Source organism: Micromonospora sp. NPDC023956, from assembly GCF_040639195.1.
Classification (GTDB): Bacteria; Actinomycetota; Actinomycetes; order Mycobacteriales; family Micromonosporaceae; genus Micromonospora.
In genome coordinates this window covers 567,189-592,130 of sequence record NZ_JBEZZN010000001.1, presented here as the reverse complement: position 1 = coordinate 592,130, position 24,942 = coordinate 567,189, and the positions used below count along the sequence as shown (strand labels likewise).

The window sequence follows — 24,942 nt, the reverse complement described above, 5'->3', positions numbered from 1 at the left end:
TCGCCGTGCCCGGGACACGGCGAGCGGACCCGGCGGCCGGGCCCCGCGGCGTCAGGCCCGCCCGGTGTTGACGTAGACCTTGTTGTCCAGCCCGCGGACGAACAGGTGCAGGTCGCCGTCGTAGACGTTGGCGGCCGGGCCGCTCGGGGTCGGGCGGTTGCCGGACAGCTCGGTCCAGCGGTTGAAGGTGGTGCCGTGGGAGGCGATGGTGAAGAGCTGGTCGTTGCCGCCCCGGGCGAACAGGCGCAGCAGGCCGTCGTAACTGGCCAGGCCGAGCGGGCTGGCGGTCCAGCCGTTACCGGGCACCGGGATCCAGCCGGTCCAGACCCCGCCCGTGTACGTGTTGAGGTAGATCAGGTTGTTGACGGCGCGTACGGCCAGGCGCAGCGTGCCGTTGTACTCGGTCACCGCGGGCGCGTCGGGGGTGCTGCCGTTGCCGGGCAGCACGTTCCAGCCGGACCAGCCGGTGACAGTGTGGACGTTCTCGACGAGCTTGTCGTTGCCGGCCCGCACGATCAGGTGCAGCGCGCCGCCGACGACCGCCACGGCGGGGGCGCTCGGGGTGGTGCCGCCGCCGGGCACCTCGACCCAGCCGGACCACGCCGTGCCGGTGGACGTGTTCACGTAGATGCGGCCGGCGGAGTCCCGCACGAAGAGGTACAGCATGTTGTGGTGGACGGTGACCGTCGGCGCGCTGGGGGTGGTGCGGCCGCCCGGCACCGGTGACCAGCCCGACCACTGGGTGCCCGTGCGCACGGTGGAGATGATCTGGCCGTCGGCGCGGCGGGCGAAGACGTGCTCGCTGCCGGCGAAGGTCGTCACCGCCGGGCCCGAGGCGACGAGCTGCCCGCCGGGCACCTCGTTCCAGCCCTGCCAGTAGCGGGTCAGGCTGAGACCGAAGGTGTGCAGGATCGGCCGGATCGGCTGGAAGTACGACCGGTCGTCCTCGTCGCCGCACGACAGTTCGGTGCCGCCGGAGTGGATGCCCTGGGCCTGGTCGCCGGCGACGTACGGGGCGCCGGAGTCGCCCGGCTCGGAGCAGGCGTCGGTCATCGTCAGGCCGGTCATCACCTTGTCCGGCTCGCCGTTGCGGCCGTGGTAGATGACGGTGACGTTCGTGGCCAGGATGGTCCCGCACTGCACGCCGGTCGTGATGCCGCTACGGCAGACCGTGGTGCCCTCGGAGACGGGCTCGTCGCCGTTGACCGGGCCGAGGCCGAGCACCTCGGCGGTGGGGCGCCAGTCGGCGTAGGTGCGTACCCAGGCCATGTCGACGTACGGGTAGGAGTAGCCGCCCCAGACACCCAGCGGTCGGCCGTCCGCGGTGAGCGCCCCGGGGGGCGTCTCGAGCGCGCAGTGCCCGGCGGTGAGGAACCCGGCGTCGCCGGTGAGGTTCTCCGTCACCGCGAACCCGGTCGTGCAACCGGCGGTCCCGCCGATCACGTAGCCGTGGCCGGCGCCCAGCCGGTCCGACTCCGGCTGCGGACGCCCGGCGGCCTCGACGACGCGCACCGCGCTCGTCGGCGTCCCGTTCTTCTCGGCGAACCGCCGGGCCGGGCCGGCTCCACCGGGCAGCGCCTGCACCACCAGGGTTCGCCCGTCCACGTCGGCGTACCAGCCGGTCACCTCGGCCGGCACGCTGGCGGCACGGTCCAGCCGGACCTTCATCCCCTCCAGCGCCGTGCCGTCCGGCACCGGCTGTGCCGCCGCCGGCGCGCCCACCAGCATCGTGCCCGCGACGCTCAACGCCGCCAGCCACCCCACCACGGTCCTTCGCACCCAGGCCTCCTCGCCACGCTCGCCGGGCGGTGGCCCGGCGCATGGCAATGAGAACCTTCCGACCACGGTGCTGGGTAGATCTTGTCGGGTTCCCGTCCCGCCCCGGCCGGGCACCGCCCGCCCGGGTGGCGGAGCGTGCCGCCGGCCCCCGCCGGGGGCGAGGAAGACCCGGGTACATTCCCGGTACATTCCGCGCCCATTATCGATGGACGTCTTGACGTCCTTTCTTTGCTCGCCGATAGTCGGGCGAGATCGACTCAGTTTTTTCCGACAGACAATTAGTCATTGTTATTGACAGGAGGTTCAGATGAAGGGACGTTTCGCGCGGGTGCTCGCGGTCGCGCTTCTCGCCGCGGTCGGCGGCCTTGTCGCCCCGAGTACGCCGGCCCTCGCGGCGCCGACGTTCAAGGTGCCGTTCCCCTGTGGGCAGGCCTGGTCCGGGCAGACCCGCACGAACCACAGCCCCGCCTACTCGGTCGACTTCAACCGCACCGACGACCTCGGTGACCCGGTCGTCGCGAGCGCGCCCGGCACGGTCGACGTCGTGACCAACCTCGGCGACACCAGCTACGGGCGCTATGTCCGGATCAACCACGGCGGCGGCTACACCACGTACTACGCCCACCTGAACGGGTTCAACGTCTCCGTCGGACAGAGCGTCGGGTACGGGAAGGTCATCGGCTACGTCGGCACCACCGGTGGGTCGACCGGCCCGCACCTGCACTACGAGCAGCGGCTCAACGGCAACGACATCCAGGTCCGCTTCAACGGGTCGCTCGCCCTCTACTGGGGCACCCGCACCTACACCAGCGACAACGGCTGCTCGTCGGGCTCGGGTTCGGGCACGGTCAACACCGCCGGCTCGCCGCTGACCGTACGGTCCGGGCCGGGCACCGGCTACAGCGCGGTCGGCACCGTCGCCGACGGCACCCGGGTCACCATCCAGTGCCAGACCACCGGCACCACCGTCACCGGCACCTACGGCACCAGCAACATCTGGGACCGGATCGGCAGCGGCCGGTTCATCTCCGACGCGTACGTCTACACCGGCTCCGACGGGTTCATTCCCGGCGTCCCGCGCTGCTGACCCTCCACCTCGCCCAACCCACGGAGCTTCTGTGATCACGAGAAGAAACCTGCTCGTCGCGGCCGGCGCCACCGCCGTGGCCACCGCCGGGCCGATGGCCCGTCCGGTCTCCGCCGCACTGCCCGAGGTCAACATGGAGGCGCTGATCAAGGCGGCGCAGATCGATCCTCGCCGGCCGGACACCGCCCTCACCGACGGCGCCAAGAACAGCGTCCTGCTGGTCGAGCGTGCCCTCCAGGCCAGGGGACTGCTCTCCGCCACCTACGTGGACGGGCACTTCGGCACCAGTACGGTCGCCGCCTACGCCGCCTACCAGCGGTCCCTCGGCTACACCGGCCTCGACGCGACCGGGCTGCCCGGTCCGTCGTCACTGCGGTCGCTCGGCGAGGGGCGTTACACCGTCGTGCGGGCCATCTCGCCCGGCACGATCGTGAGCCTGCGCGGGGTGCGCGTCAACACCCGGACCAGGGCCATGCTGTTCGAGGCCGAACGCCTGCTCGGACGCCAGCTCAGCATCACGCAGGGGTCGTACAACAGCGGGGTCGGCGCGTCGGCGGGCACGCACGACGGCGGTGGCGCCCTCGACCTGTCGGTCAGCGGCCTCTCCTCGGCCACCCGGACCGACGTCCTGCGCCGACTGCGCACGGTGGGCTTCGCTGCCTGGCTGCGTACCCCGAGCCAGGGGGACTGGGGCTACCACATCCACGCCATCGCGCTCGCCGACACCGACCAGTCGACCGGTGCGCAGAACCAGGCCGGCGACTACTACCTCGGCCGCAACGGGCTGGCGAACCGGGGTCCCGACGACGGTCCGGCGGTCAGCCCCAAGCGGACCTGGGAGGAATACCAGCGGCTCTGACGGCCGGTGATGGGTTCGTCGGCGTATCGCCGAACGTGGGATTCGATACCGGCAATTCAGCTCAGGAGGAAAGTTGTCCACTCGTACCAGCCGCGTCGTGCGCGGTGCGGTCGCCGTGCTCGCCACGGTCCTCACGACCGCAGCGGTCGGCCTCACCGGCGCCACCGCCGCACAGGCCGCCGTCAACTCCTCGCCGAACTACCTGGTGGTCTACAACAACAACATCGAGAACTGGCTGCCGGCCTCCTGCGCCGACGGCTCCATCTGGGATCGGCTGATCACCTACATCAAGGGCCGGCCGCTGAGCCCGGACATCTTCACCGTGCAGCAGGTGTCGAACCAGACGCAGCTCAACGCCCTGACCCAGCGTCTCTCCGACGAGCTGCCGGGAACCTACGCCGGCCAGATCGCGATCGCGGACCCCGGCTCGATGGGCTACACCAGCACCTGCGGCAAGATGAAGAACCAGCAGACCAACGCGGTCATCTACCGCTCCGACCGGTTCACCTACGAGGCCGCGACCCGCTGGCGGTCCGACGCCCCCGAGAACTACGACGCGGGCACCGGCCCGTGCCAGAACCTGGAACCCACCAGGAGCAGCCAGGACCGGGTCCACAACATCGCCGTCCGGTTGCACGACAGGGTCGCCAACCAGGACGTCTCGGTGGCCTCGATCCACTGGCCCACCAACACCTGGCACGCGCCCAAGTGCGCGGACGAGAACATCAAGGAGGCCGACGAGGCGATGGGCCGCCTCGGCGGCGATCTGAAGATCGTCGCGGGTGACGCCAACGCCGAGCCCGACGACGCCGGTTGGTGGAACGACGGCAAGGCCTACGGCTACCGCGACCCGATCGCCGAGAAGTGCGGCAGCCGCAACTGCTCCTCCGCCTACGACACCCTCAACAGCCGGCGGATCGACTTCCTGCTGGTCAAGAGCGGCAACGGGTTCAGCAACGTGGCCACCATCACCGAGTCGATGACCGGCGGCGCGTACTCCGACCACCGCGCCGTCACCGCCTACGTCAACTACTGACAACCGCATCAACTACTGAGAACCGCATCGCGGATTCTCCGCGTCCGCCGGCCGAGCCCGACACCGATCGGTAGGCCGACAGTCGCCCGCCCGACTCCCGCCGGCACGTACCCGCCGGCGGGAGTCGTGGCTTTCCCGGTCCCACCACGCCCGGCCGGTGCGCACCGTCACCTTCCGGCCACCTGGTTGTAGCTTTCGGGCACGTCCCCGGATGTGGACCCGGCACCTCCCGATACGTTCATCGAACGTCTAGGCTCACCACACCATGAACGGGTGGCGATCGGATCTCCAGATCGTGGGAGGTTCGCAGGTATGACGATCGAGTTCGGCCTGCTGGGACCGGTAACTCTACGTGTCGACGGTGACCACGTCGCACTGCCGGGCGGTCGGCCCCGACTCCTGCTGGCCGCGTTGCTCCTCGGCCGAGGGCGGCGGGTGTCCGCCGACCGGCTCCTGGGCGGCCTGTGGGACGAGGCCCCACCGTCGGCCCAGGCCAACCTGCGGACCTACGTGACGCGGCTGAGGCTGGCGCTGGGCCCCTACCGTGACCGGCTGACCTGGGTGAACCACGGTTATGTCCTGGCGGTCGAACCGGACGAGCTGGACCTCGACCGGTTCGAGACCGACGTGCAGGACGCCCTCGGGGCGGGCGCTGAGGAACGCCGGGAGCGGTGCGCGGACCTGCTCGCCACCGCGCTGCGCCGGTGGCGCGGCGAGGCCGCCGAAGGGCTGCCCCGACACGGCACGCTCGGCCGTAGCCTCGACGCGCTCGACGAGAGCCGGTGGATGGCTGTCGAGCGGTACGCCGCCGCCTGCGTCGAAGCCGGTCGGCACCAGAGCGCGGTCACCGCACTACGGTCGTTGCTCGCCGACCAGCCGGCACGCGAGTCCGCCTGGGAGGGGCTGGTGCAGGCGCTGGTCCGGTCGGGCGACCGGGTCGAGGCCATGGCGGCCCTGGCCGCGGCGGACGCCGCGCTGCTCGGGGCGGTCGGCCGGGGGACCGGGCGGGTTCTCCGGGAGGTCGAGCGGGAGTTGCGCAACGGGACGTCCGGCCCGGCCCGCCGCCCGACGCCCGTGTCCCGTGACGGCTCGTCGGAGGACGCGCCCTCCACCCCTCCGCCGCCGTCCACCCTCCCGCCGCCGGTCGCCCTCGTCGGCCGGGAAGCCCTGATGACCCGGATCGAGGCCGAGCTCAGCAGGACGAACATGATCGTGCTGCACGGACCGGCGGGGGTGGGCAAGTCGGCACTGGCCGGCAACCTCGCCACCCGGCTGGCCCCGTCGTGTCCCGGTGGACAGCTCTACCTCGACCTGTGCGGCAGCAGTCCCGGCCTGGCCCCGATGACGGTCGAGGAGGCGATCGGCAGCCTGCTCCGCACGCTCGGTGGTGACCGCTCCGGCGGTACGTCCGGCGCGGAGGCGGCGGAGCTGCGGGTACGCGCCACCGAACGCCGGGTGCTGGTGGTGCTGGACAACGTCGTGGACGCCGGTCAGGTGCGACGGTTGTTGTCGATCCTGGGCAACGCCACGGTGATCGTGACGAGCCGGACGACGTTGCCGACGCTGGACGTCACCCATCTCGCCATCGGCGAACTCGGTTCCGAGGAGGCGGTGACGCTGCTCGCCCGGCACGCCGGCCCGCACCGGTTCGCCGAGTCCCCACGGGAGGCGGAGGCGCTGGCCGGGCTGTGCGGTCACCTTCCGCTCGCGCTGCGGATCGTCGGTGCCCGGCTCGCCAGTCATCCGGAGTGGACCCTCGCGGCCATGGTCGCCCGGCTCTCCGACGAGCAGTACCGACTGGACGAGTTGAGCTGTGACGACCTGGCGGTCAGGGCGAGCCTCGCGGTCACCTGCGACGTGCTCGCCGAACGGCCGGGCGGGCTCGACTCCCTGGACCTGTTCGACCGCTGGGGCATGATCGGCTCGCCGGCGCTCGGCCTCGAACTGGCCCGGGTGCTGACCGGGGCGACGGCGCGCGAGGCGCGCACGGCACTGGACCGGCTCGCGGACGCCGGGCTCATCGAGGCGTGCGGGATGGACCGTTACCGTCTGCACGACCTCGTCCGGATCTTCGCGATGGAACGCGGACGTCGTGATCCGGCGGCCCGGGTGGCCGCCCTGCACGCGGCACGCTGCTACCTCCTCGACACCGCGCGGCGCGCCCGGGACCAGATCCGGCCCGTCGCCGGGCGGCTGCCCGACGCTTTCGTCGAGGCGTCCGCCACCGTGACCTTCGCCCACCAGCGGGAGGCCCTGGAGTGGCTGGAGACGGAGCGGGACAATCTCGTCGCCGCGGCACGGGTGGCGGCGCAGGACGACACGCCCGAGGGGGACCTGTTCGCGGTCCGGCTGTGCGCGGAGCTCTATCCGTTCCTGCCGATGCGGGGTTACTACCGCGAACTCCGCGAGGTGGCCGGGGGCGCGCTGCGGTGTGCCCGGCGACTGCGGAGCCGTCCGGACGAGGCAGCCTCGCTGACCTATGTCGCGGTGGCACAGTCCCGGCTCGGCGAGACCGGCCAGGCGGTCGACAGCCTGCTGGAGGCCCTCGCCCTGCGCGAGGCCGACGGGGACTCGCACGAGGTGGCGGTGACCCTGGACCACCTCGGGGTCCTGCTGGCTGCCGCCGGCCGCCTCGACGAGGCCCGGGTCGGCTTCCTGCGCGCGCTGGAGATGCACCGCCGCAGCGGTGACCGGGGACGGGTGGGCCTCACCCTGAACAACCTGGCCGACCTCCTGCTGCAACTCGGTCAGACCGACAGCGCGCTCGTCCACCTCGAGGAGAGCCTGCGGTTGCGACGGGAACTCGGCGACCAGCTCGGCGTCGGCATCACCATGGTGACCATGGGTCAGGTCTACGCCCGCAGGGGCCAGTGCCGGCAGGCGTACGGGTGGCTCGGTCGGGCCATCACCGCCGCACGGGACACCGGCAACCGGGAGGCGGAGTGGCGGGCGCTCACCGTGCGGGCGGAGGTCCACCGCGCCAACGGCCAGCCGCTGGCGGCTCGCGACGACCTGCACCTGGCGCTGGCCCTCTCCGAGCAGATCGGCGACGTGAACGGCAGCCGCGAGGTGCGCCGGGCCCTGGTGCGCTGTTAGCCGCCGGGGCGGCGACCGACCCGGTCGGTCCGGTGCTCGACACCATCTGTTAGGCATCGACGTATTTACATGTATGTTTCCTCTCGTGTATGAAGGCTGAAAGCACGCTGGGTGCTGGTTCCCGTGGAGGAGCGACGATGAAGAACACCCTGCGCCGCCTGCGAACGGCGGCGGTCGCGCTCAGTGCCTGCACACTCGGGCTGAGCCTGCTGTCGATGCCCGCCGCCGAGGCGTCCTCGGTGCAGCCGCTCGCACCTCGATCCGAGCGGGCTCCCGAATCGGAGCAGTTCTCGGCCGAGGGCGTCACCACGGTCGGCGAACTCCGCACCGTCGACGGCGCGCTGTCCCACGCCCGCGACGGCCGCACGCAGGTCATCCGGCACCCCGGCGCGGCGTACGTCAAGGTGCACTTCAGCTCGCTGCGGCTGGCCCCGGGCGAGTACGTGACCGTGGCGAGCGCCGACGGCCGGGAGAGCTACCGGTACGACCGCGACCTGAACCGGGCGACCGGCTCGGACTACACCACCGACGGGCAGCCCGGCTTCTGGGCGATGTCGGTGGAGGGCGACACCGCGGTGGTGACCCTGCACAGCAACCGGCCCACCCGGGGCAACGCCGCGACCATCGACCGGTTCTGGCGTGGTTACGACCCCGCCGAGCTCAAGCAGTACAACTTCTCCACCCAGTCGGTGTGCAGCACCGACGCCCGCCGCGACGTGGTCTGCTACCAGAACAGCCACCCCACCGAGTTCGCCCGTGGCCGGGCGGTGGCACGGCTGCTGATGGGCGGCGGTGGGATGTGCACCGCCTGGCGGGTCGGCAACACGAACCGGCTGCTGACCAACAAGCACTGCTTCTCGACGCAGTCCGCCGTCACCGGCAGCGAGACGCAGTTCAACTACCAGTGCGCCACCTGCGGCGGCGGGAACCCGGGCGCCGGCACCAAGGTCAGCGGCGCCACCCTCTACAAGGTGAGCAGCGGAGGCTCCGGTGAGCTGGACTACGCCCTGTACTCGGTGAACAACTTCGCCAGCATCCAGGGGTTCGGCACGCTGTACCTGGCGACGACCGCCACCACCAACGGCACCCGGATGTACATCCCCGGGCACGGCGACGGCAGCCCGAAGCGTCTGTCGATCTTCGAGGACACCCAGAACGGTACGAACTGCACCGTCAAGAACGCCAACTACAACAGCTGGAACATCAGCTACAGCTGTGACACCTCGGGCGGCAACTCCGGCTCGCCGGTGCTCAACGGCAGTCACCGGGTGATCGCCCTGCACCACCTCGGCGGCTGCCCGTCGAACCAGGGTGCCAAGGCGCACCTGATCTACAACGAGATCGCCAGCCTGATCGACAACAACGGCTGACCGCGACGGAACCACGGGCCGCCGGGGCGCGACGCGCACCCCGGCGGCCCGTCGGCGTCACGGTCGCCGTCAGCGTCCGGTGCCGTGGGCCCGGACGAAGGCGGCCCAGGCGGCAGGGGAGAAGGTGAGAGCGGGTCCGGCCGGGTCCTTGCTGTCGCGTACGGCGACGACGCCGGGCAGATTGTCGGCAACCTCCACGCAGTCACCTCCGTTGTCGCCGCTGCGGGTGCTTGTGCGCCACTGGGCGCCGGTCAGCTCAGCCATGGTGGACCTCCCCGATGATCTTGCTGATCAGTTGCCTTGATTGTGCCTCATCGAGCGTCAGGTCATCGAGGCTTGCCCATGCTTCTTCGTAGAGGGCGAGTTCTTCCTTGCGGTCGAGGTAGAGCGCTCCGGTCAACGACTCGTTGTAGATGACCGACGGCTCCGGCTCGATTCGGTTAAGGATCGGGAAGTCCAGCATGACGAACGAGCCAGCGACTGCGCCGAAATGCAAGCCGGCGCTCAACGGGAACACCCGGATGGAGACGGTGGGCAGTTCCGCGACTTCCAGCAGGTGACGAAGCTGGTCGGCCATGGTCGCCGCGTTGCCCACCGTGCGGAGCAGCGCCGCCTCGGCCAGGATCACCTCCAGCCTCGGTGCCCGGGGCAGCCTCCGGTGCAGCAGGGCCTGCCGCTGTAGCCGCACCTCGACCAGGCGTTCGCGCTCCTCCTCCGTCACCTCGTGTCGGTGCTGGTAGACCGCGAAGGCGTAGGCGCGCGACTGCAACATTCCGGGGATCAGTGCCTCGTCGAAGCGGCGGATGGCGGACGCGGCGGATTCCAGGCCGACGTAGAGTTCGAACCACTCGGGGATGGCGTCGACGTACGAGTGCCACCAGCCCTTGGCCTTGGTCTCGTGGGCCAGGGCGGTGAGCGCGCCGGCCAGCTCGGGTGTCGCGCCGTACAGCTCGCACAGCGCCCGGACGTCCAGGGCGCGGGCCGGGCCGAGGCCGTTCTCGATGCGCCACATCTTCTGCCGGCTACAGTGCAGCGCCTCCGCCGCGCCGTCGAGGGTCACCTGCGCCTCGGTGCGTAGCTCCCGCAGCGCCCGCCCGAGCTGCCGTCTCGGGACGGTCGACCCCATGTCGTCGGCCATCCGCCACCCCTCTCCGTGTTGCGTTTTGTTACATCGGTACGCCACCGGTGAAACGCAGATCTGTTGCCTCGAAAATGGCATGTTCCGGTGCCGTTCACGCAATGACTATTTCGTATCGGACCTTACGGGAATTCGCCGACGATGGCCATTATCGCGCAATTCCCATGCGCGCGGATTCGCGCGCTTCTCCGGTGTGCCTGCCGAGGGCGAGGTGGGCCGCCGACGAGGGCCCCGGGCGTCCCGGCGTGACGTCGGGCAGCGCCCGGAGGAGGGGCACGTCGTCCTGACCGGTCCCGAGGGCTACGAGTGGTGGCAAGAACCTACCGACCGCCTCCGCGCTCATGCCGGCGTTGTGCCGGCCCGCAGCCTGGTCCCCGCTGCGGCGCGAGCCTTCCGGGTGTGACGTAGAGCGGTCCTCGGCGAATGTCGACGCGAATGAGCGACGATTGCGGCGCGTGGCGACAGTCTGCACTCGTGACAGCCGGATCAGCACATGTCCGGTCACCGACAGAGAGACCCTCGACATGACCGACCAGCAGCCCGGAAACACCCGCGCCGACCGCAGGAGCGACGCCTGGGCGCGCATCCACGCCGAGCGCGCCGCCCTGGCGGCCGACCTCACCGACCTGCCGGCGCACCGGTACACGACGCCGTCGCTCTGCGCCGGGCTCACCGTACGTGAGGTGCTCGCCCACCTCACCGCGGCCGCGAGCCTCAACGGCTGGCGGTGGTTCGCCGGCGTCGTCCGGTGCCGGTTCGATTTCGACAGGCAGGTGACGATGCGCCTCAACGAGCAGTTGGGCGCCGACCCAGCCGAGACGCTGGAGCGGTTCCGTGCCGTCGTCACGAGCCGGACCAAGCCGCCGCTGCCGCTGCCGGCGATGCTCGGCGAGACGGTCGTGCATGGTGAGGACATCCGCCGGCCGCTGGGGCTGCGCCACGCGTACCCGGTCGCAACGGTCACCCGGGTCGCCGAGTACTACCGGGGGACCGACCAGGTCGTCCTGGCGAAAGGAAGGATCGGTGGGTTGCGGCTCGTCGCCACCGACGGCCCGTTCGCCTGCGGCACCGGCCCTCTGGTGTCGGGTACCACCCTCGCGCTGACGATGGCGATGACCGGTCGTGGCGCGTACTGCGACGAACTCTCCGGAGCCGGCGTCCCGATCCTGCGTGCGCGTATGGAGTGAGGTCGCGGGCCGCGTGCGGCCGGAGGGCAATGGTCGGGCGGTCAGTCGCGCAGCGTGCGCAGGATGCGGGCGAGCTGTGCCCGGTCGGCCGGTGGGAGGCCCCCGAAGAGGTCCTCGGCGGCGGCCCGGCGGGCAGCGCGGATGGCGGCGCTGAGGCGCGTGCCCTCCTCGGTCGGCGCGACCAGCGTGGCGCGGCGGTCCGCCGGATCGGCCCGGCGGGCCACGAGCCCGCGTGCCTCCAGATCGTCGACCACCTCGGTCGCCGAGCGCGGGGCGATCCGCAGGTGTTCGGCGAGCGTGCTGAGTCGTAGCGTGCCGTGCCGGATCAGCACGCCGAGCGCCCGGGACTGGGCGGGCGTGACGTCCCACGGCGCGAGCGCCTCCCGGGTGCGGTGGCGCAGTCGCCGCGTCACCGCCCAGAACGCCTCGGCGAGGCCGTCCTCGGGCTCGTCCGGGTCTGCGGTCACGGGGAATACGGTAGCAGGAGAAGCTGTTGCTCCCTCATGTTGAGGTAACCTCAGCATTGTCCGACGAGAGGAAGCATCCCTTGGAACCCACTCCCTCCGGCCGCGACCGCGGCCCCCGCAAGGTCAGCGCCGCCGAGAAGGCGCAGGCCCGCCAGGTGTCACTCCGGCGCATCGGCCGGCTGTTCAGCCGGCACCGAGGCGCGCTCGCCACCGTCACCGCGATCATCGTGGTTTCCTCGGTGCTCGCCATGGCCTCGCCCTTCCTGCTCCGCGCCGTGATCGACCGGGCCCTGCCGGAGCGCGACCTGACGCTGCTGGTCTGGCTGGTGGCCGGCATGGTCGCGGTCGCCGCCGTGACCTCCGTCCTGGGTGTGGCGCAGACCTGGATCTCCACCCGGGTCGGTCAGCGGGTCATGCACCGGCTGCGCACCGACGTCTTCACCCACCTGCAACGGCAGTCGCTGGCCTTCTTCACCCGCACCCGCACCGGCGAGGTGCAGTCCCGGATCACCAACGACATCGGCGGCATGCAGAGCGTGGTCACCTCGACCGCCACCTCCATCGCCTCCAACCTGACCACCGTGATCGCCACCGGGGCGGCCATGGTGGCGCTCTCCTGGCGGCTCTCCCTGGTCTCCCTCGTCGTGCTGCCGCCGGCCATCTGGCTGACCCGCCGGGTCGCCCACCTGCGCCGCGAGATCACCGCCCAGCGCCAGCGCGAACTCGCCGACCTCAACGTCACCGTCGACGAGGGGCTGTCGGTCAGCGGCGTACACCTGGCCAAGACCCTCGGCACCGGCCCCACCCTGGCGGCGCGCTTCGCCGCCTCGTCGGCCCGCCTGGTCGACCTGGAGCTGCGCTCCGAGCTGGCCGGACGCTGGCGGATGGCCACCATGAGCGTCGTGTTCGCCGCCATCCCGGCGGTCATCTACCTCAGCGCCGGCCTGCCCGGCGCCGCCGGCACCCTCAGCATCGGCACCCTGGTCGCCTTCACCGCGTTGCAGGGTGGCCTGTTCCGCCCGTTGATGGGCCTGCTCAACGTGGGCGTCTCGGTGACCGCCTCGCTGGCGCTGTTCGCCCGGATCTTCGAGTACCTGGACCTGCCGGTCGAGGTGGACGACCCCGCCGAGCCGGTCCGGGTCGACCCCCGCCGGGTCCGCGGCGACCTGCGCCTGACCGACGTCACCTTCCGGTACCCGGGCAGCGACACCGCCGCCGTCGCCGGAATCACCCTCGACGTGCCGGCCGGCACCGGTCTGGCCCTGGTCGGTGAGACCGGGTCCGGCAAGAGCACCCTGGCCGCGCTGGTGAGCCGGCTGTACGACCCGACGAGCGGCCGGATCACCGTCGACGGCATCGACCTGCGCCAGCTGCGACTGGCCGACCTGTCCGCGATCGTCGGCGTGGTCAGCCAGGAAACCTACCTGCTGCACACCACGGTGCGGGAGAACCTGCGTTACGCCCGCCCGGACGCCACCGACGCCGAGATCGAGGCCGCCGCCCGCGCCGCCCAGATCCACGACCTGATCGCCGGGCTGCCCGACGGGTACGACACGGTCGTCGGCTCCCGGGGCCACCGCTTCTCGGGCGGCGAGAAGCAGCGCCTCGCCATCGCCCGTACGCTGCTGCGCGATCCGCGCATCCTGATCCTCGACGAGGCCACCAGCGCCTTGGACACCGAGACCGAGCGCGCCGTGCAGCGGGCGTTCGACGAGGTGGCGCGGGGCCGGACCACGATCACCATCGCGCACCGGCTCTCCACCGTGCGCGACGCGGACCAGATCGCCGTGCTCGACCACGGGCGGATCGTCGAGTCCGGCAGCCACGACGGCCTGCTCGCGCGCGCCGGCCGCTACGCCGCCCTCGCCGCCTGACGACTCCGACGGAGGGAGCCCGCGCCGGCTCCCGAACCCGGTGGCGTGATCTGGCTCACGCGCTGTCACAACGGTCGAACCCCCGGTGTCTTGAGGTCGGAACCCTCGGACGAAGGAGACACCATGACGGGGAACACCCGGGTGATCGTGGTCGGCGGCGGATACGCCGGCGTCATGGCGGCCAACCGCCTCACCCGACGCGACGACGTGACAGTGACTCTGGTCAACCCGCGCCCGACCTTCGTCGACCGGATCCGCCTGCACCAACTGGTGGGCGGGTCGCACGACGCGGTCGTCGACTACGGCGAGGTCCTGGGCGCGCGCATCCGGCTGGTGGTCGACGCCGTTACCCGGATCGACGCGGCCGAACGCCTCGTGAGGTTGGCGAGCGGCGGCACGCTCGACTACGACTACCTGGTCTACGCGGTGGGCAGCGGCAGCGCCGACCGGCAGGTGCCCGGAGCAGCCGAGTTCGCCTACCCGATCGCCAGCCTGGAGGAGGCGCGGCGGCTCCGGTCGGTCGTCGAGGCCGCGCCGGCGACGGCCGCACTGACCGTTGTCGGAGGCGGCCCGACCGGCATCGAGGTCGCCGCCGAGCTGGCGGAGCTGGGCCGTGCCGTGACCCTGGTCTGCGGCGGGCCGCTCGGCCCGTACCTGCACCCTCGGGGCCGGCGCTCGGTCGCCCGGCAGCTCGCCCGGCTCGGCGTGACCGTGGTCGAGGGCCCGGCCACGACGGTGACGGCGGTGACCCGCGACCTCGTCCGACTCGGTGACGGCCGTGAGTTGCCGAGCGGGGTGACCATCTGGGCCGCCGGCTTCGGTGTGCCCGAGCTGGCCGACCGCAGCGGACTGCGCACCGACGCCCAGGGCCGCCTGCTCACCGACGAGACGCTGACCAGCCTGGACGACGCGCGCATCGTCGCGGCCGGGGATTCGGCGGCACCGTCGGGCCTGCCGGTGCGGATGAGTTGTCAGGCTGCGGTCCAGCTCGGCCCGCAGGCCGCCGAGACGGTGCTGCGCCGGATCGCGGGGGAGCAGCCCGCCCCCGTCGCCGTGGGCTTCGCCGGCCAGTGCGTCAGCCTGGGGCGTCGCGCCGGCATCTTCCAGTTCGCCCACCGCGACGACTCCGCGACCGGGCTGCACCTCGGCGGTCGCCTCGGCGCGAAACTCAAGGACCTCGTGGTCCGGAGCATCGTCCGGCAGTTGGCGTACGAGGCGCACAGGCCCGGTGCGCGCAACCTGTGGATCAAGGACCCGACGCGCCAGCGGTTGCTCCGGGCCGAGCGCGGCGGGGCGCCGGTGCGGTGAGCCACAGGTCGGAGAGTCGCCGGCAGCCCGGGGGCGGCGACGAGGGAGAGGGGCGGAACATGGGCGACCCGGCCACCGACCCGGCGACCGGGGTCTTCCTCGCCCACCGCAACCTGCTCTTCACCGTCGCGTACGAGCTGCTCGGCTCGGCGGCCGACGCCGAGGACGTCCTCCAGGAGACCTGGCTGCGGTGGGTCGGGGTCGACGTGGCACAGGTGCGCGACCAGCGTGCCTACCTCGTCCGGATCACCACCCGGCAGTCGCTGAACCGGCTGCGTGCGATGAGGCGCCGCAGGGAGGCGTACGTCGGCCCCTGGTTGCCCGAGCCGCTGCTCACCGCGCCGGACGTGGCCGAGGACGTCGAGCTCGCGGAGAGCGTGTCGATGGCGCTGATGCTCGTCCTCGAAACGCTGTCACCGACCGAGCGCGCCGTCTTCGTGCTGCACGAGGCCTTCGACGTCGGCTACGACGAGATCGCCGCCGTCGTCGACAAGAGCCCCGCCGCCGTCCGCCAGATCGCGCACCGGGCCCGCCGGCACGTCGACGCCCGCCGTCCGCGTGAGGTGGTCTCCCCGAGGGAGACCCGGGCGGTTCTGGAGTCGTTCCGACGCGCGGTCGAAACCAGGGACCTGCGGGCTCTCCTCGACGTGCTCGCCCCCGAGGTCGTCCTGGTCGGCGACGGCGGCGGCATCCGGCACGCCGCGCTGCGGCCGGTCGTCGGCGCCGGGAAGGTGGTCCGCCTCATCCTCGGTGGTCTCGGCAGGGTCGAGGGCGTGCTCACCGCCGGCCCCACCGTGGCCAACGGCGAACCGGCGCTGCTCGTCCGCCTGGACGGCGAGATCGACGGCATCATGGCTGTCCGGGTCGAGGACGCCCGCATCACCGGCCTCTACTACGTCCGTAACCCGGAGAAGCTGACCCGTGTCGGGTCCGAGACCGCGCTCACCCGGAGATGAGAACCGGTGGCGGGGTCCACCCGGCCCGGGGCGGAGCGAGTCGGCGTGGCCGCACGACCGGACGGCTCTTCCCAGGGCGGGCGATCTCCGCCAGGATGAGAGAGCGCTCTCTCCGGCTCGACCGGCAGGGGTGCACCCCGTCGCCCGTCGATTGGAAACCCCCATGACCATGCCGCCCACCCGCCTGCGGGTACGGCTCGGCCGGACGCTCGCGCTCGGGCTCGCGATGGCCGTCGCCGCCACCACGACGAGCGGTGCCGCCGTCGCCGGCCCGCCCCGACCCGCCGTCCCGAACCTCGGCCCCCACGTGACGGTCTTCGACCCGAGCATGCCGGTCAGCCAGATCCAGGCGACGCTCGACGCGACGCACGCCGCGCAGGTCGACGACGAGATGGGCACGAAGCGGTACGCCTACCTGTTCAAGCCCGGCGTCTACGGCACCGCCGAGCAGCCCCTCCAGATCAAGGTCGGCTACTACACGGAGATCTCCGGACTGGGCGCCTCGCCCACCGACGTCGTCATCAACGGCAAGATCGAGGCGTACAACCGGTGCCTGACCGAGGGGGGCACCGCCAACTGCATCGCCCTGGTCAACTTCTGGCGCACCGTGTCCAACCTCTCGCTCCGGATCAACGCGGCGGGCCAGGACGGCTGCCGCTCCACGGCGAACTTCTGGGCGGTGTCCCAGGCGGTGTCGATGCGGCGGCTCGACGTCAGCGGCGGCGGATTGTCGCTGATGGACTACTGCACCGCCGGCCCGCAGTACGCCAGCGGCGGCTTCATCGCCGACTCGCGGCTGCCCGCCACGACGAACGGGTCGCAGCAGCAGTGGCTGACCCGCAACAGCGAGGTGGCGAGCTGGTCCAACGGGGTGTGGAACCAGGTCTTCGCGGGTGTCGTCGGCGCGCCGGACGACGCCGGCTTCCCGGACCCGCCGTACACCACGCTCGACACCACCCCGGTCAGCCGGGAGAAGCCGTACCTGTTCGTCGACGCCAAGGGCCGCTACCAGGTCCGGGTGCCCGCCGCCCGGCGGGACACCCGGGGCGTCACCTGGGCCGACGGCCTGACCCCGGGCCGGACCATCCCGATCGGCGACTTCTTCGTCGCCAGGCCCTCCGACCCGGTGCACGTGATCAACCGCGAACTCGCCCGCGGCCGGCACCTGCTGCTCACCCCGGGCGTGTACGACATCGCCCGCAGCATCCAGGTCCGGCGGCCCGACACCGTGGTCCTCGGCATCGGGCACGCCACGCTGACCGCCGTGGACGGCGCCATCCCCTTGGACGTCGCCGACGTGCCCGGTGTGGTCGTGGCCGGCGTCACGATCGACGCCGGTGCCACCGAGTCGCCGGTCCTGCTCCGGGTGGGCCGCAAGCACGGACCCGACCGCAGCGACCCCCGCAACCCGACGACCCTCTCCGACGTCTACTTCCGCGTGGGCGGTCCGCACATCGGCAGGACGCACATCGCGCTGGAGGTCAACAGCGACCACGTCCTCGTCGACCACACCTGGGTGTGGCGCGGTGACCACGGTGTCGAGGGGTTCACCGAGGGCGTGAACGGCGACACCGACCGGTGGCGCACCAACACCGGCCGGTACGGGGCCGTCATCAACGGCGACCACGTGACCGCCACCGGCCTGTTCGTCGAGCACTTCCAGCGGTACAACACCGTCTGGAACGGTGAACACGGCACCACCGTCCTCTACCAGAACGAGCTGCCGTACGACCCGCCGACGCAGGCCGACTGGATGAACGGCGACGTCAAGGGCTGGGCGGGCTACAAGGTCGGTGACCGGGTGCGCCACCACACCCTGCACGGCGGCGGCGTCTACGTCTTCAACCAGAACAACCCCTCGATCCACACCGAGAACGGCTTCGAGGTCCCGGTGCGGCCGGGCGTCCGGCTGCACCACGTGATGACCGTGAACCTCAGCGCCGGCACGATCGACCACGTGGTCAACGGCGTGGGCGAGCCGGCCGACTCCACCCGGACGGGGGCGCCGGTCTACCTGGCGCGCTACCCGGCGAACTGACGCCAGCAGCACCGACGAGGGCCGGACCCCGTCCACCGGGACACCGTGGGGTCCGGCCCACGCCGGCCGCCGGCCAGGGCCGGTGGTGGCTCCGCGCAGGTCGGCGAGCGCAGGTCCCCGTGCCGGTCAGCCGACCTCCGGGAGGTCCACCAGGGGGCCGTCCCGGCGGCTCAGGGCCAGGAGCAGTTCCCGGGCCTGCCGGAGTTCCTCGGGATCGCTGCCTCCCTCGTACAGGCCGGCGATCGCCGCGCCGTCCGCCGCGCGGACGATGAGCAGGGCCCGTTGCGGGTGCAGCCCGTCGGCCTCGAACGCCTCCCGCCATCGTTGCTTGTCGCGTTGCAGCACCTCGGCGACGCCGGGGACGGTGCACAGGGTGGCGGCCAGCATGGCCTGCTCGGGGACGGTGGAGCCGTCGAGCAGATCGTCGAAGGTGGCGTTGACGTAGCCGCGCACCAGGCGCCCGGGAGCGTGGTCGCGGGGGTCGGCGGCTGCGTAGACGGCGGCGGCGAACTGCTCGGCGAGGTCCTCGGCCAGGGTGAGGAGAAGCTGGTCCCGGGACCGGAAGTGGTGCAGCAGGCCGCCCTTCGAGACGCCGGCCTGCCGGGCGATCGCGTCCACGCTGGCGCCCGAGCCGTGGGTGCCGACCACCTTCGCGGCGGCGTCCAGCACCACCCTGCGCGTTCTCACCGTGTCGCGTTCCCGACCCTGCACCACAGCCTCCGGTTCGTTCCGCGCGGCGACACCGATTCACCGCTGCCTCGATCCTACGAGCCGACCATATGGTTTGCACAGCCGACCAGGTGGTCGGTAGCGTGGAGGGATGACCTCCGCGACACCCTTCCCGCCGGTCGGTTCCACACCCGGTGCACCCGACCGTCCGGTCCGTGCCGGTGCGCGGCAGTGGGCCGCGTTGGGAGCGCTCACCCTGGCGGTGACCCTGTTGGCCGTGGACGGCACCGTGCTGGCGCTGGCGATCCCGGCCCTGACCGCCGACCTCGGGGCCAGCTCCACCGAGGTGCTGTGGATCGGTGACGCCTACTCCTTCGCCCTGGCGGGGCTGCTGATCAGCATGGGCACCCTGGCCGACCGGATCGGCCGCAAGCGGCTGTTGCTGATCGGCGTCGCCGGCTTCGGTTGCGCCTCGCTGGTGGCGGCCTTCGCACCGACCGCCGGCTGGCTGATCGCCGCCCGCGTCCTGCTGGGGGTGGCCGGGGCCACGTTGATGCCCTCGACGCTGTCGATCGTGCGGAACGTGTTCACCGACCCGGCCCAGCGCACCCGCGCGATCGCGGTGTGGTCGGCCGGCGCATCCGGTGGCGCGGCGCTGGGTCCGCTGGTCGGTGGGGCGCTGCTGGAACACTACTGGTGGGGATCGGTCTTCGTGATCAATCTACCGATCATGCTGCTGGTGCTGATCAGCGTCGCGCTGCTGGTGCCGGAGTCGCGCAACCCCGCCGCCGCGCCCTTCGACCTGGTCAGTGCGGTGCTGTCGGTGGCCGCGATCGTGCCGCTGGTGTGGGCCGTCAAGCACACCGCCAAGACCGGCCTCGACGCGGCCGGCCCGCTGGCCGCCGCGCTCAGCGTGGGCGCCGCGCTGGTGTTCGTGCGCCGCCAACGCACGCTGCGGACGCCCCTGGTGGACGTCACCCTCTTCGCCCGGCCGGCGTTCACCGGCACCATCCTCGTCTCGCTGATCACCATCTTCGCCTTCAGCGGGTTGCTCTTCTTCTTCTCCCAGTACCTCCAGCTGGTCCGCGGTCACTCGCCCCTGGACGCCGGACTGCGGGAGCTGCCCGCCACCCTGGCGTCCATCGCGGTGGTCGTCGTCGCCGTCCGGGTCATCGCCCGGCTCGGCGTCGGCCGGGCCCTGGCCGCGGCGCTGCTGGTGGCCGCGGCGGGGCTGGCCGTGCTGGCGATGGTCGAGGGCGCCGACGGCTACGCCGGCCTGGCCGTCGGGCTGATCCTGGTCGGGTTGGGGATCGGGATGGCGTTCACCGCCTCCACCGACGCGATCCTGAGCGCGGTGCCCCGCGAACGGGCCGGCGCCGCCTCGGCGATCTCCGAGATGTCCTACGAACTGGGCGTCGCCCTGGGCATCGCCCTGCTGGGCACCCTGCACGTCGCGCTCTACCGCGCCGGTCTGCCCGACCTGTCCGGTCTGACCGGCCCCGGCCGAGAGGCGGTCACCGACTCGCTGGCCGCCGGCACCCAGGCCCTGACCGGCACCGGCGAGCAGGGCAGCCAGATCCTGGCCGCCGCCCGCGACGCCTTCGCGCACGGCATGCAGATCACCTCGGTCATCGCCGCGGTCCTGTTGGTGGTGGCCGCCCTGATCGCCTGGAAGGTCATCCCCTCCCACCGCCGCTCCTGAACCGGCGGCATCGCCGGAATCCGGGTGGCTGTGCGGGGTCGTCGACTGGGAAGCTGTGCTGGTGTTCCTGACGATCACCTCGACTGCGCCCGCCGCCACCGACCTGGGGTTCCTGCTGCACAAGCATCCGGGCCGGGTGCAGAGTTTCGAGCTGTCGGTGGGGCAGGCGCACGTGTTCTACCCGGAGGCGACGGCACAGCGGTGCACGGCGGCTCTGCTGGTGGAGGTGGACCCGATCGCCCTGGTGCGTGGCAAGGGCTCGGGCGGACCGGACGGGTTCTCGTTGGCGCAGTACGTCAACGACCGGCCGTACGCGGCCTCGTCGATGCTCGCGGTGGCGTTGGGACGGGTGTTCCGTACCGCGATGGCGGGACGCTGCGACGCCCGCCCGGAGCTGCCGGACCAGCGACTGCCGTTGGAGGTGCGTGTGCCGGCGCTGCCGTGCGTGGGCGGGGTCGAGGTGGCGCGCCGGATGTTCGAGCCGTTGGGGTGGACCGTCGAGGCGACCGCCCTGCCGCTCGATCCCCGGGTGCCGCACTGGGGGCCGTCGCGGTACCTGGACGTGCGCCTCGCCGGTCGGGTGCGGCTGGCGGAGGCGTTGAACCACCTGTACGTCCTGCTACCCGCGCTCGACAACACGAAGCACTACTGGGTCACCACCGACGAGGTGGACAAGGTGGTCCGCGCCGGAGCGGGCTGGCTGCGGGAACACCCGGAGCGGGACCTGATCCTCCGCCGCTATCTGGCGCACCGGCGGACCATGGTCAGCACCGCCGTGGGGCGGCTGGCCGAGGTCGACGACGCCGAACCGCGGACGGTGGACAACGCCGTACCGGACGGGGACACCGACGAGCTGCCCCCGCGTTCGCTCTCCCTGGCCGAGCAGCGCCGGAGTGCGGTGCTGGCCGCGCTCCGGGCCGCCGGCGCGGCCCGGGTGGTCGACCTGGGCTGTGGCGAGGGGAGCCTGCTACGGGCGCTGGCGGTCGACCCGGTCTTCACCGAACTCGTCGGGGTGGACGTGTCGGCCCGGGCGCTGCAGGTCGCGGCGCGCCGGCTGCGTCTGGAGCAGATGTCCGAGCGGCAGCGGGAGCGGATCCGGCTGGTCCAGTCCTCGCTGACCTACCGGGACACCCGGATCGCCGGGTTCGACGCGGTGGTGCTGATGGAGGTCGTCGAGCACGTCGACCCAGCACGGCTCGGGGCACTGGAGCGGACGGTGTTCACCCACGCGCGCCCCGCCACCGTGGTGGTGACGACACCCAACGTCGAGTACAACGTCCGGTACCCGGACCTGCCCGCAGGGCACATGCGCCACCGCGACCACCGCTTCGAGTGGACCCGCGCCCAGTTCCGCTCCTGGGCGGAAACGGTCGCCGCCGAGCGGGGCTACACGGTGCGCCACCTGCCGGTCGGAGTCGACGACCCCGAGATCGGCCCGCCGACCCAGATGGCGGTGTTCACCCGCCTCGACGCCACCGGAGACGCCCGATGACCGACACCGAACGGCCGCTCGTCGTCCCGCAGCTGTGCCTGGTCGCCCTGGTCGGGGTGTCCGGTTCCGGCAAGTCGACCTTCGCCGCCACCCACTTCGCGCCCTTCGAGGTGCTCTCCAGCGACTTCTGCCGTGGCCTGGTCAGCGGCGACCAGAACAACCAGGCGTCGAGTGCCGACGCGTTCGACGTGCTGTACTACATCGCCGGCAAGCGACTGGCCGCCGGGCACCTGACGGTCGTCGACGCGACCAACGTGCAGTCCGACGCGCGGAGGAAGCTCGTCGAGCTGGCCCGCGCCCACGACGTGCTGCCGGTGGCGGTCGTGCTCGACCTGCCGGAGAAGGTCTGCGTCGAGCGCAACGCGCGACGGGCGGACCGGGACTTCGGCGCGCACGTGGTCCGCCGTCAGCACGACCAGCTCCGCCGGTCGCTGCGTGGCCTGGCCCGGGAGGGCTTCCGCCGGGTCCACGTGCTGCGCGGCATCGACGAGGTGCGGGCCGCGACGATCGTGCGGGAGCGGCTGCTCAACGACCACCGGCACGAGACCGGCCCGTTCGACGTCATCGGTGACGTACACGGCTGCCGTGGCGAGTTGGAAACCCTGCTCGCCCAGCTCGGCTACACGGTGACCCGGGACGAGGCGGGACGGGCCGTCGACGCGGCGCACCCCGGGGGCCGACGGGCGGTCTTCGTCGGCGACCTGGTCGACCGGGGCCCGGACTCGCCCGGCGTGCTGCGCCTGGTGATGGGCATGGTCGCCGCCGGGCACGCCTTCGCGGTGCCCGGCAACCACGAGAACAAGCTGGTACGCGCGCTGTCCGGCCGCAACGTGCAGGTCACCCACGGGCTTGCCGAGACGCTGGCCCAGCTCGCCGACGAGCCCGAGGAGTTCCGCAAGCAGGTCGAGCTCTTCTGCCGTGACCTCGTCTCCCACCTGGTCCTCGACGACGGTCGGCTGGTCGTGGCGCACGCCGGGCTCCCGGAGGCGTACCACGGCCGGGCCTCGGGGCGGGTACGCAGCTTCGCCCTCTACGGCGAGACCACCGGGGAGACCGACGAGTTCGGCCTGCCCGTGCGCTACCCGTGGGCCAACGACTACCGGGGACGCGCGACGGTGCTCTACGGCCACACGCCCACCCCCGAGCCGGAGTGGGTCAACAACACCATGTGCCTGGACACCGGGTGCGTGTTCGGGGGCCGGCTCACCGCTCTGCGCTATCCCGAGAAGCAGATCGTCTCGGTTCCGGCCGAGCGGGTCTGGTACGAGCCGGTGAAGCCGTTCCCGCCCTCCGCGTCGACCGGGTCCAACACGGCGGAGACGACCGTCACGGCGGACGGATCCGCCAGCCGCCGGGAGCCCGACCTCCTCGACATCACCGACGTACTCGGCAAACGGACCGTCGAGACCCACCACCACGGACGGGTCACGGTCCGGGAGGAGCAGGCGGCCGGCGCGCTGGAGGTGATCAGCCGCTTCGCGCTCGACCCGCGATGGCTGCTGTACCTGCCGCCGACCATGGCGCCGTGCGCCACCTCCCCGCGCGGCGATCTGCTCGAGCACCCCGCCGAGGCGTTCGACGCGTACCGGGCCGAGGGTGTCGGGCAGGTGATCTGCGAGGAGAAGCACATGGGCTCGCGCGCCGTCGCCCTGGTCTGCCGTGACGCCGCGACGGCCCGGGTGAGGTTCGGCGCCCCCGACGGCACGACCGGCGCCCTCCACACCCGCACCGGCCGGCCGTTCTTCGGCCCCGAGTTGACCGAGGAACTGCTGGACCGGCTGCGGTCCGCAGTCACCGCCGCCGGGCTGTGGGCGGAGCTCGACACCGGGTGGCTGCTGCTCGACTGCGAACTGCTGCCGTGGTCGGCCAAGGCCGAGGATCTCCTCCGCAACCAGTACGCCGCGGTCGGCGCAGCCGCGCGGGCCGCCCTGCCGGCCGCCGTCGACGCCCTGGCGACGGCGCAGGCGTCGGGACTCGACGTCGACGCGCTGCTCGAGCGCACCCGGGCCCGGGTCAGCAACACCGAGTCGTTCACCGAGGCGTACCGCCGTTACTGCTGGCCCACGGACGGCCTGGACGGTGTGCGCCTGGCTCCCTTCCAGGTGCTCGCCACCGACGGGGCCACCTACCACGACCGGGACCACGGCTGGCACCTGGCGCTCGTCGACCGGCTTGCCGACGCCGCACCCGATCTCGTCCAGACCACCCGCCGGCTGCTCGTCGACACCACCGATCCGGAGTCGACGGCCGCGGGCGCCGACTGGTGGGACCGGCTCACCGCCGCCGGTGGCGAGGGCATGGTCGTCAAACCGTACGCGAACCTCACGCGGGGCCGGCGCGGGCTGGTCCAGCCCGGCATCAAGGTGCGCGGCCGGGAGTACCTCCGCATCATCTACGGCCCCGACTACCCGGAGCCGGCGAACCTGGAGCGGCTGCGCCAACGCGGCCTCGGCCGCAAACGGTCGCTGGCGCTGCGGGAGTACGCCCTCGGCCTGGAGGCACTCGAGCGCGTCGCCCGGGGCGAACCCCTGTGGCGCGTCCACGAACCCGTCTTCGCTGTTCTCGCCCTCGAGTCGGAACCCGTCGACCCGCGGCTGTAGCGCGGCAGGGGGCGGGCTACCGCCGGGCTATCGTGAGCGGGTGAGTACCCGCCACGTGCCGGCGCAGATCGGCGACCTACCACCGATCGGGCGGCCCGCCAACAGCGCCCTGCTCGCGGCCGGCATCACGACGCTCGCGCAGGTGGCCGCCGAGCGTCGCCGCGACCTGCTGGCCCTGCACGGGGTCGGGCCGAAGGCGGTCGGCATTCTCGCCGCCGCACTGGCCGAACGGGGCCTCGCCTTCGCCGACTGACGGCTGCCGCGCCGTGTGATCGCGCGAGTGC

The 24,942-nt window shown here is 72.2% G+C and carries 19 protein-coding genes; 14 read left to right on the top strand and 5 right to left on the bottom strand.

All coding sequences use genetic code 11. From position 1 onward, the window contains the following. Positions 1–51: 51 nt before the first annotated feature. Complete coding sequence (locus tag AB0F58_RS01555) at positions 52–1,779, bottom strand: trypsin-like serine protease (protein ID WP_357136360.1); 1,728 nt, start codon at positions 1,777–1,779, stop codon at positions 52–54. Positions 1,780–2,086: 307 nt separating this feature from the next. Here AB0F58_RS01555 and AB0F58_RS01550 point away from each other — a divergent pair, with 307 nt between their 5' ends. The 5 genes from AB0F58_RS01550 to AB0F58_RS01530 all read left to right on the top strand — a co-directional run bounded on the left by AB0F58_RS01550 (position 2,087) and on the right by AB0F58_RS01530 (position 9,227). Beyond that, entirely contained in the window at positions 2,087–2,866 is a 780-nt protein-coding gene (locus AB0F58_RS01550; RefSeq protein ID WP_357136357.1) for a peptidoglycan DD-metalloendopeptidase family protein, read from the top strand. Between the two features lie 31 nt (positions 2,867–2,897). Continuing rightward, on the top strand, positions 2,898–3,725 hold the full coding sequence (locus AB0F58_RS01545; RefSeq protein ID WP_357136354.1) for a peptidoglycan-binding domain-containing protein: 828 nt from the start codon (positions 2,898–2,900) through the stop codon (positions 3,723–3,725). A gap of 73 nt (positions 3,726–3,798) precedes the next feature. After that, complete coding sequence (locus AB0F58_RS01540; RefSeq protein ID WP_357136351.1) at positions 3,799–4,761, top strand: hypothetical protein; 963 nt, start codon at positions 3,799–3,801, stop codon at positions 4,759–4,761. Positions 4,762–5,073: 312 nt separating this feature from the next. Further along, positions 5,074–7,857: a tetratricopeptide repeat protein gene (locus tag AB0F58_RS01535; protein ID WP_357136348.1), complete on the top strand. Its 2,784-nt coding sequence runs from the start codon at positions 5,074–5,076 to the stop codon at positions 7,855–7,857. Between the two features lie 137 nt (positions 7,858–7,994). Then, positions 7,995–9,227: a serine protease gene (locus AB0F58_RS01530; RefSeq protein WP_357136345.1), complete on the top strand. Its 1,233-nt coding sequence runs from the start codon at positions 7,995–7,997 to the stop codon at positions 9,225–9,227. 69 nt (positions 9,228–9,296) lie between these two features. Here AB0F58_RS01530 and AB0F58_RS01525 read toward each other — a convergent pair whose 3' ends face one another. Together AB0F58_RS01525 and AB0F58_RS01520 are read right to left on the bottom strand one after the other, a co-directional pair. Further along, entirely contained in the window at positions 9,297–9,491 is a 195-nt protein-coding gene (locus tag AB0F58_RS01525) for a DUF397 domain-containing protein (RefSeq protein WP_357136343.1), read from the bottom strand. Then, positions 9,484–10,365 (bottom strand): helix-turn-helix transcriptional regulator, encoded by an 882-nt coding sequence (locus tag AB0F58_RS01520; protein ID WP_357136340.1) that lies wholly within the window; start codon positions 10,363–10,365, stop codon positions 9,484–9,486. The genes AB0F58_RS01525 and AB0F58_RS01520 overlap by 8 nt, the downstream gene beginning before the upstream one ends. 524 nt (positions 10,366–10,889) lie before the next feature. Between AB0F58_RS01520 and AB0F58_RS01515 the strand changes: the two genes are divergently transcribed. Then, positions 10,890–11,552 (top strand): maleylpyruvate isomerase family mycothiol-dependent enzyme, encoded by a 663-nt coding sequence (locus AB0F58_RS01515; RefSeq protein ID WP_357136337.1) that lies wholly within the window; start codon positions 10,890–10,892, stop codon positions 11,550–11,552. A 41-nt stretch (positions 11,553–11,593) separates the two neighbouring features. On the opposite strand, the gene AB0F58_RS01510 is transcribed toward AB0F58_RS01515, so the two are convergent. Continuing rightward, positions 11,594–12,019 carry a MarR family transcriptional regulator gene (locus tag AB0F58_RS01510; protein ID WP_357136334.1) on the bottom strand — a complete coding sequence of 142 codons (426 nt, stop codon included), beginning with the start codon at positions 12,017–12,019 and terminating at the stop codon, positions 11,594–11,596. Between the two features lie 80 nt (positions 12,020–12,099). Here AB0F58_RS01510 and AB0F58_RS01505 point away from each other — a divergent pair, with 80 nt between their 5' ends. From AB0F58_RS01505 to AB0F58_RS01490, 4 genes are all read left to right on the top strand, one after another. Further along, entirely contained in the window at positions 12,100–13,893 is a 1,794-nt protein-coding gene (locus AB0F58_RS01505; RefSeq protein WP_357136332.1) for an ABC transporter ATP-binding protein, read from the top strand. Between the two features lie 123 nt (positions 13,894–14,016). After that, positions 14,017–15,201 carry an FAD-dependent oxidoreductase gene (locus AB0F58_RS01500; RefSeq protein WP_357136329.1) on the top strand — a complete coding sequence of 395 codons (1,185 nt, stop codon included), beginning with the start codon at positions 14,017–14,019 and terminating at the stop codon, positions 15,199–15,201. A 59-nt stretch (positions 15,202–15,260) separates the two neighbouring features. After that, complete coding sequence (locus AB0F58_RS01495) at positions 15,261–16,157, top strand: RNA polymerase sigma-70 factor (protein WP_357136794.1); 897 nt, start codon at positions 15,261–15,263, stop codon at positions 16,155–16,157. A gap of 163 nt (positions 16,158–16,320) precedes the next feature. Continuing rightward, positions 16,321–18,195 carry an adenylyl cyclase gene (locus AB0F58_RS01490; protein WP_357136326.1) on the top strand — a complete coding sequence of 625 codons (1,875 nt, stop codon included), beginning with the start codon at positions 16,321–16,323 and terminating at the stop codon, positions 18,193–18,195. A gap of 126 nt (positions 18,196–18,321) precedes the next feature. On the opposite strand, the gene AB0F58_RS01485 is transcribed toward AB0F58_RS01490, so the two are convergent. Further along, positions 18,322–18,882 (bottom strand): TetR/AcrR family transcriptional regulator, encoded by a 561-nt coding sequence (locus tag AB0F58_RS01485; protein WP_357136324.1) that lies wholly within the window; start codon positions 18,880–18,882, stop codon positions 18,322–18,324. Between the two features lie 133 nt (positions 18,883–19,015). Between AB0F58_RS01485 and AB0F58_RS01480 the strand changes: the two genes are divergently transcribed. The 4 genes from AB0F58_RS01480 (at position 19,016) to AB0F58_RS01465 (ending at position 24,911) form a co-directional block, all read left to right on the top strand. After that, positions 19,016–20,566, top strand: a complete 1,551-nt coding sequence (locus AB0F58_RS01480; protein ID WP_357136321.1) for an MFS transporter — start codon at positions 19,016–19,018, stop codon at positions 20,564–20,566. Between the two features lie 61 nt (positions 20,567–20,627). After that, the gene (locus AB0F58_RS01475) at positions 20,628–22,058 is read left to right on the top strand and encodes a 3' terminal RNA ribose 2'-O-methyltransferase Hen1 (protein WP_357136318.1); all 1,431 of its coding nucleotides are present in this window, start codon (positions 20,628–20,630) and stop codon (positions 22,056–22,058) included. Next, positions 22,055–24,658 carry a polynucleotide kinase-phosphatase gene (locus AB0F58_RS01470; protein ID WP_357136315.1) on the top strand — a complete coding sequence of 868 codons (2,604 nt, stop codon included), beginning with the start codon at positions 22,055–22,057 and terminating at the stop codon, positions 24,656–24,658. The genes AB0F58_RS01475 and AB0F58_RS01470 overlap by 4 nt, the downstream gene beginning before the upstream one ends. Before the next feature lie 40 nt (positions 24,659–24,698). Next, a complete protein-coding gene (locus AB0F58_RS01465) occupies positions 24,699–24,911 on the top strand; it encodes a DNA-binding protein (protein ID WP_357136312.1) in 213 nt (70 codons plus the stop codon). Positions 24,912–24,942: the final 31 nt, after the last annotated feature.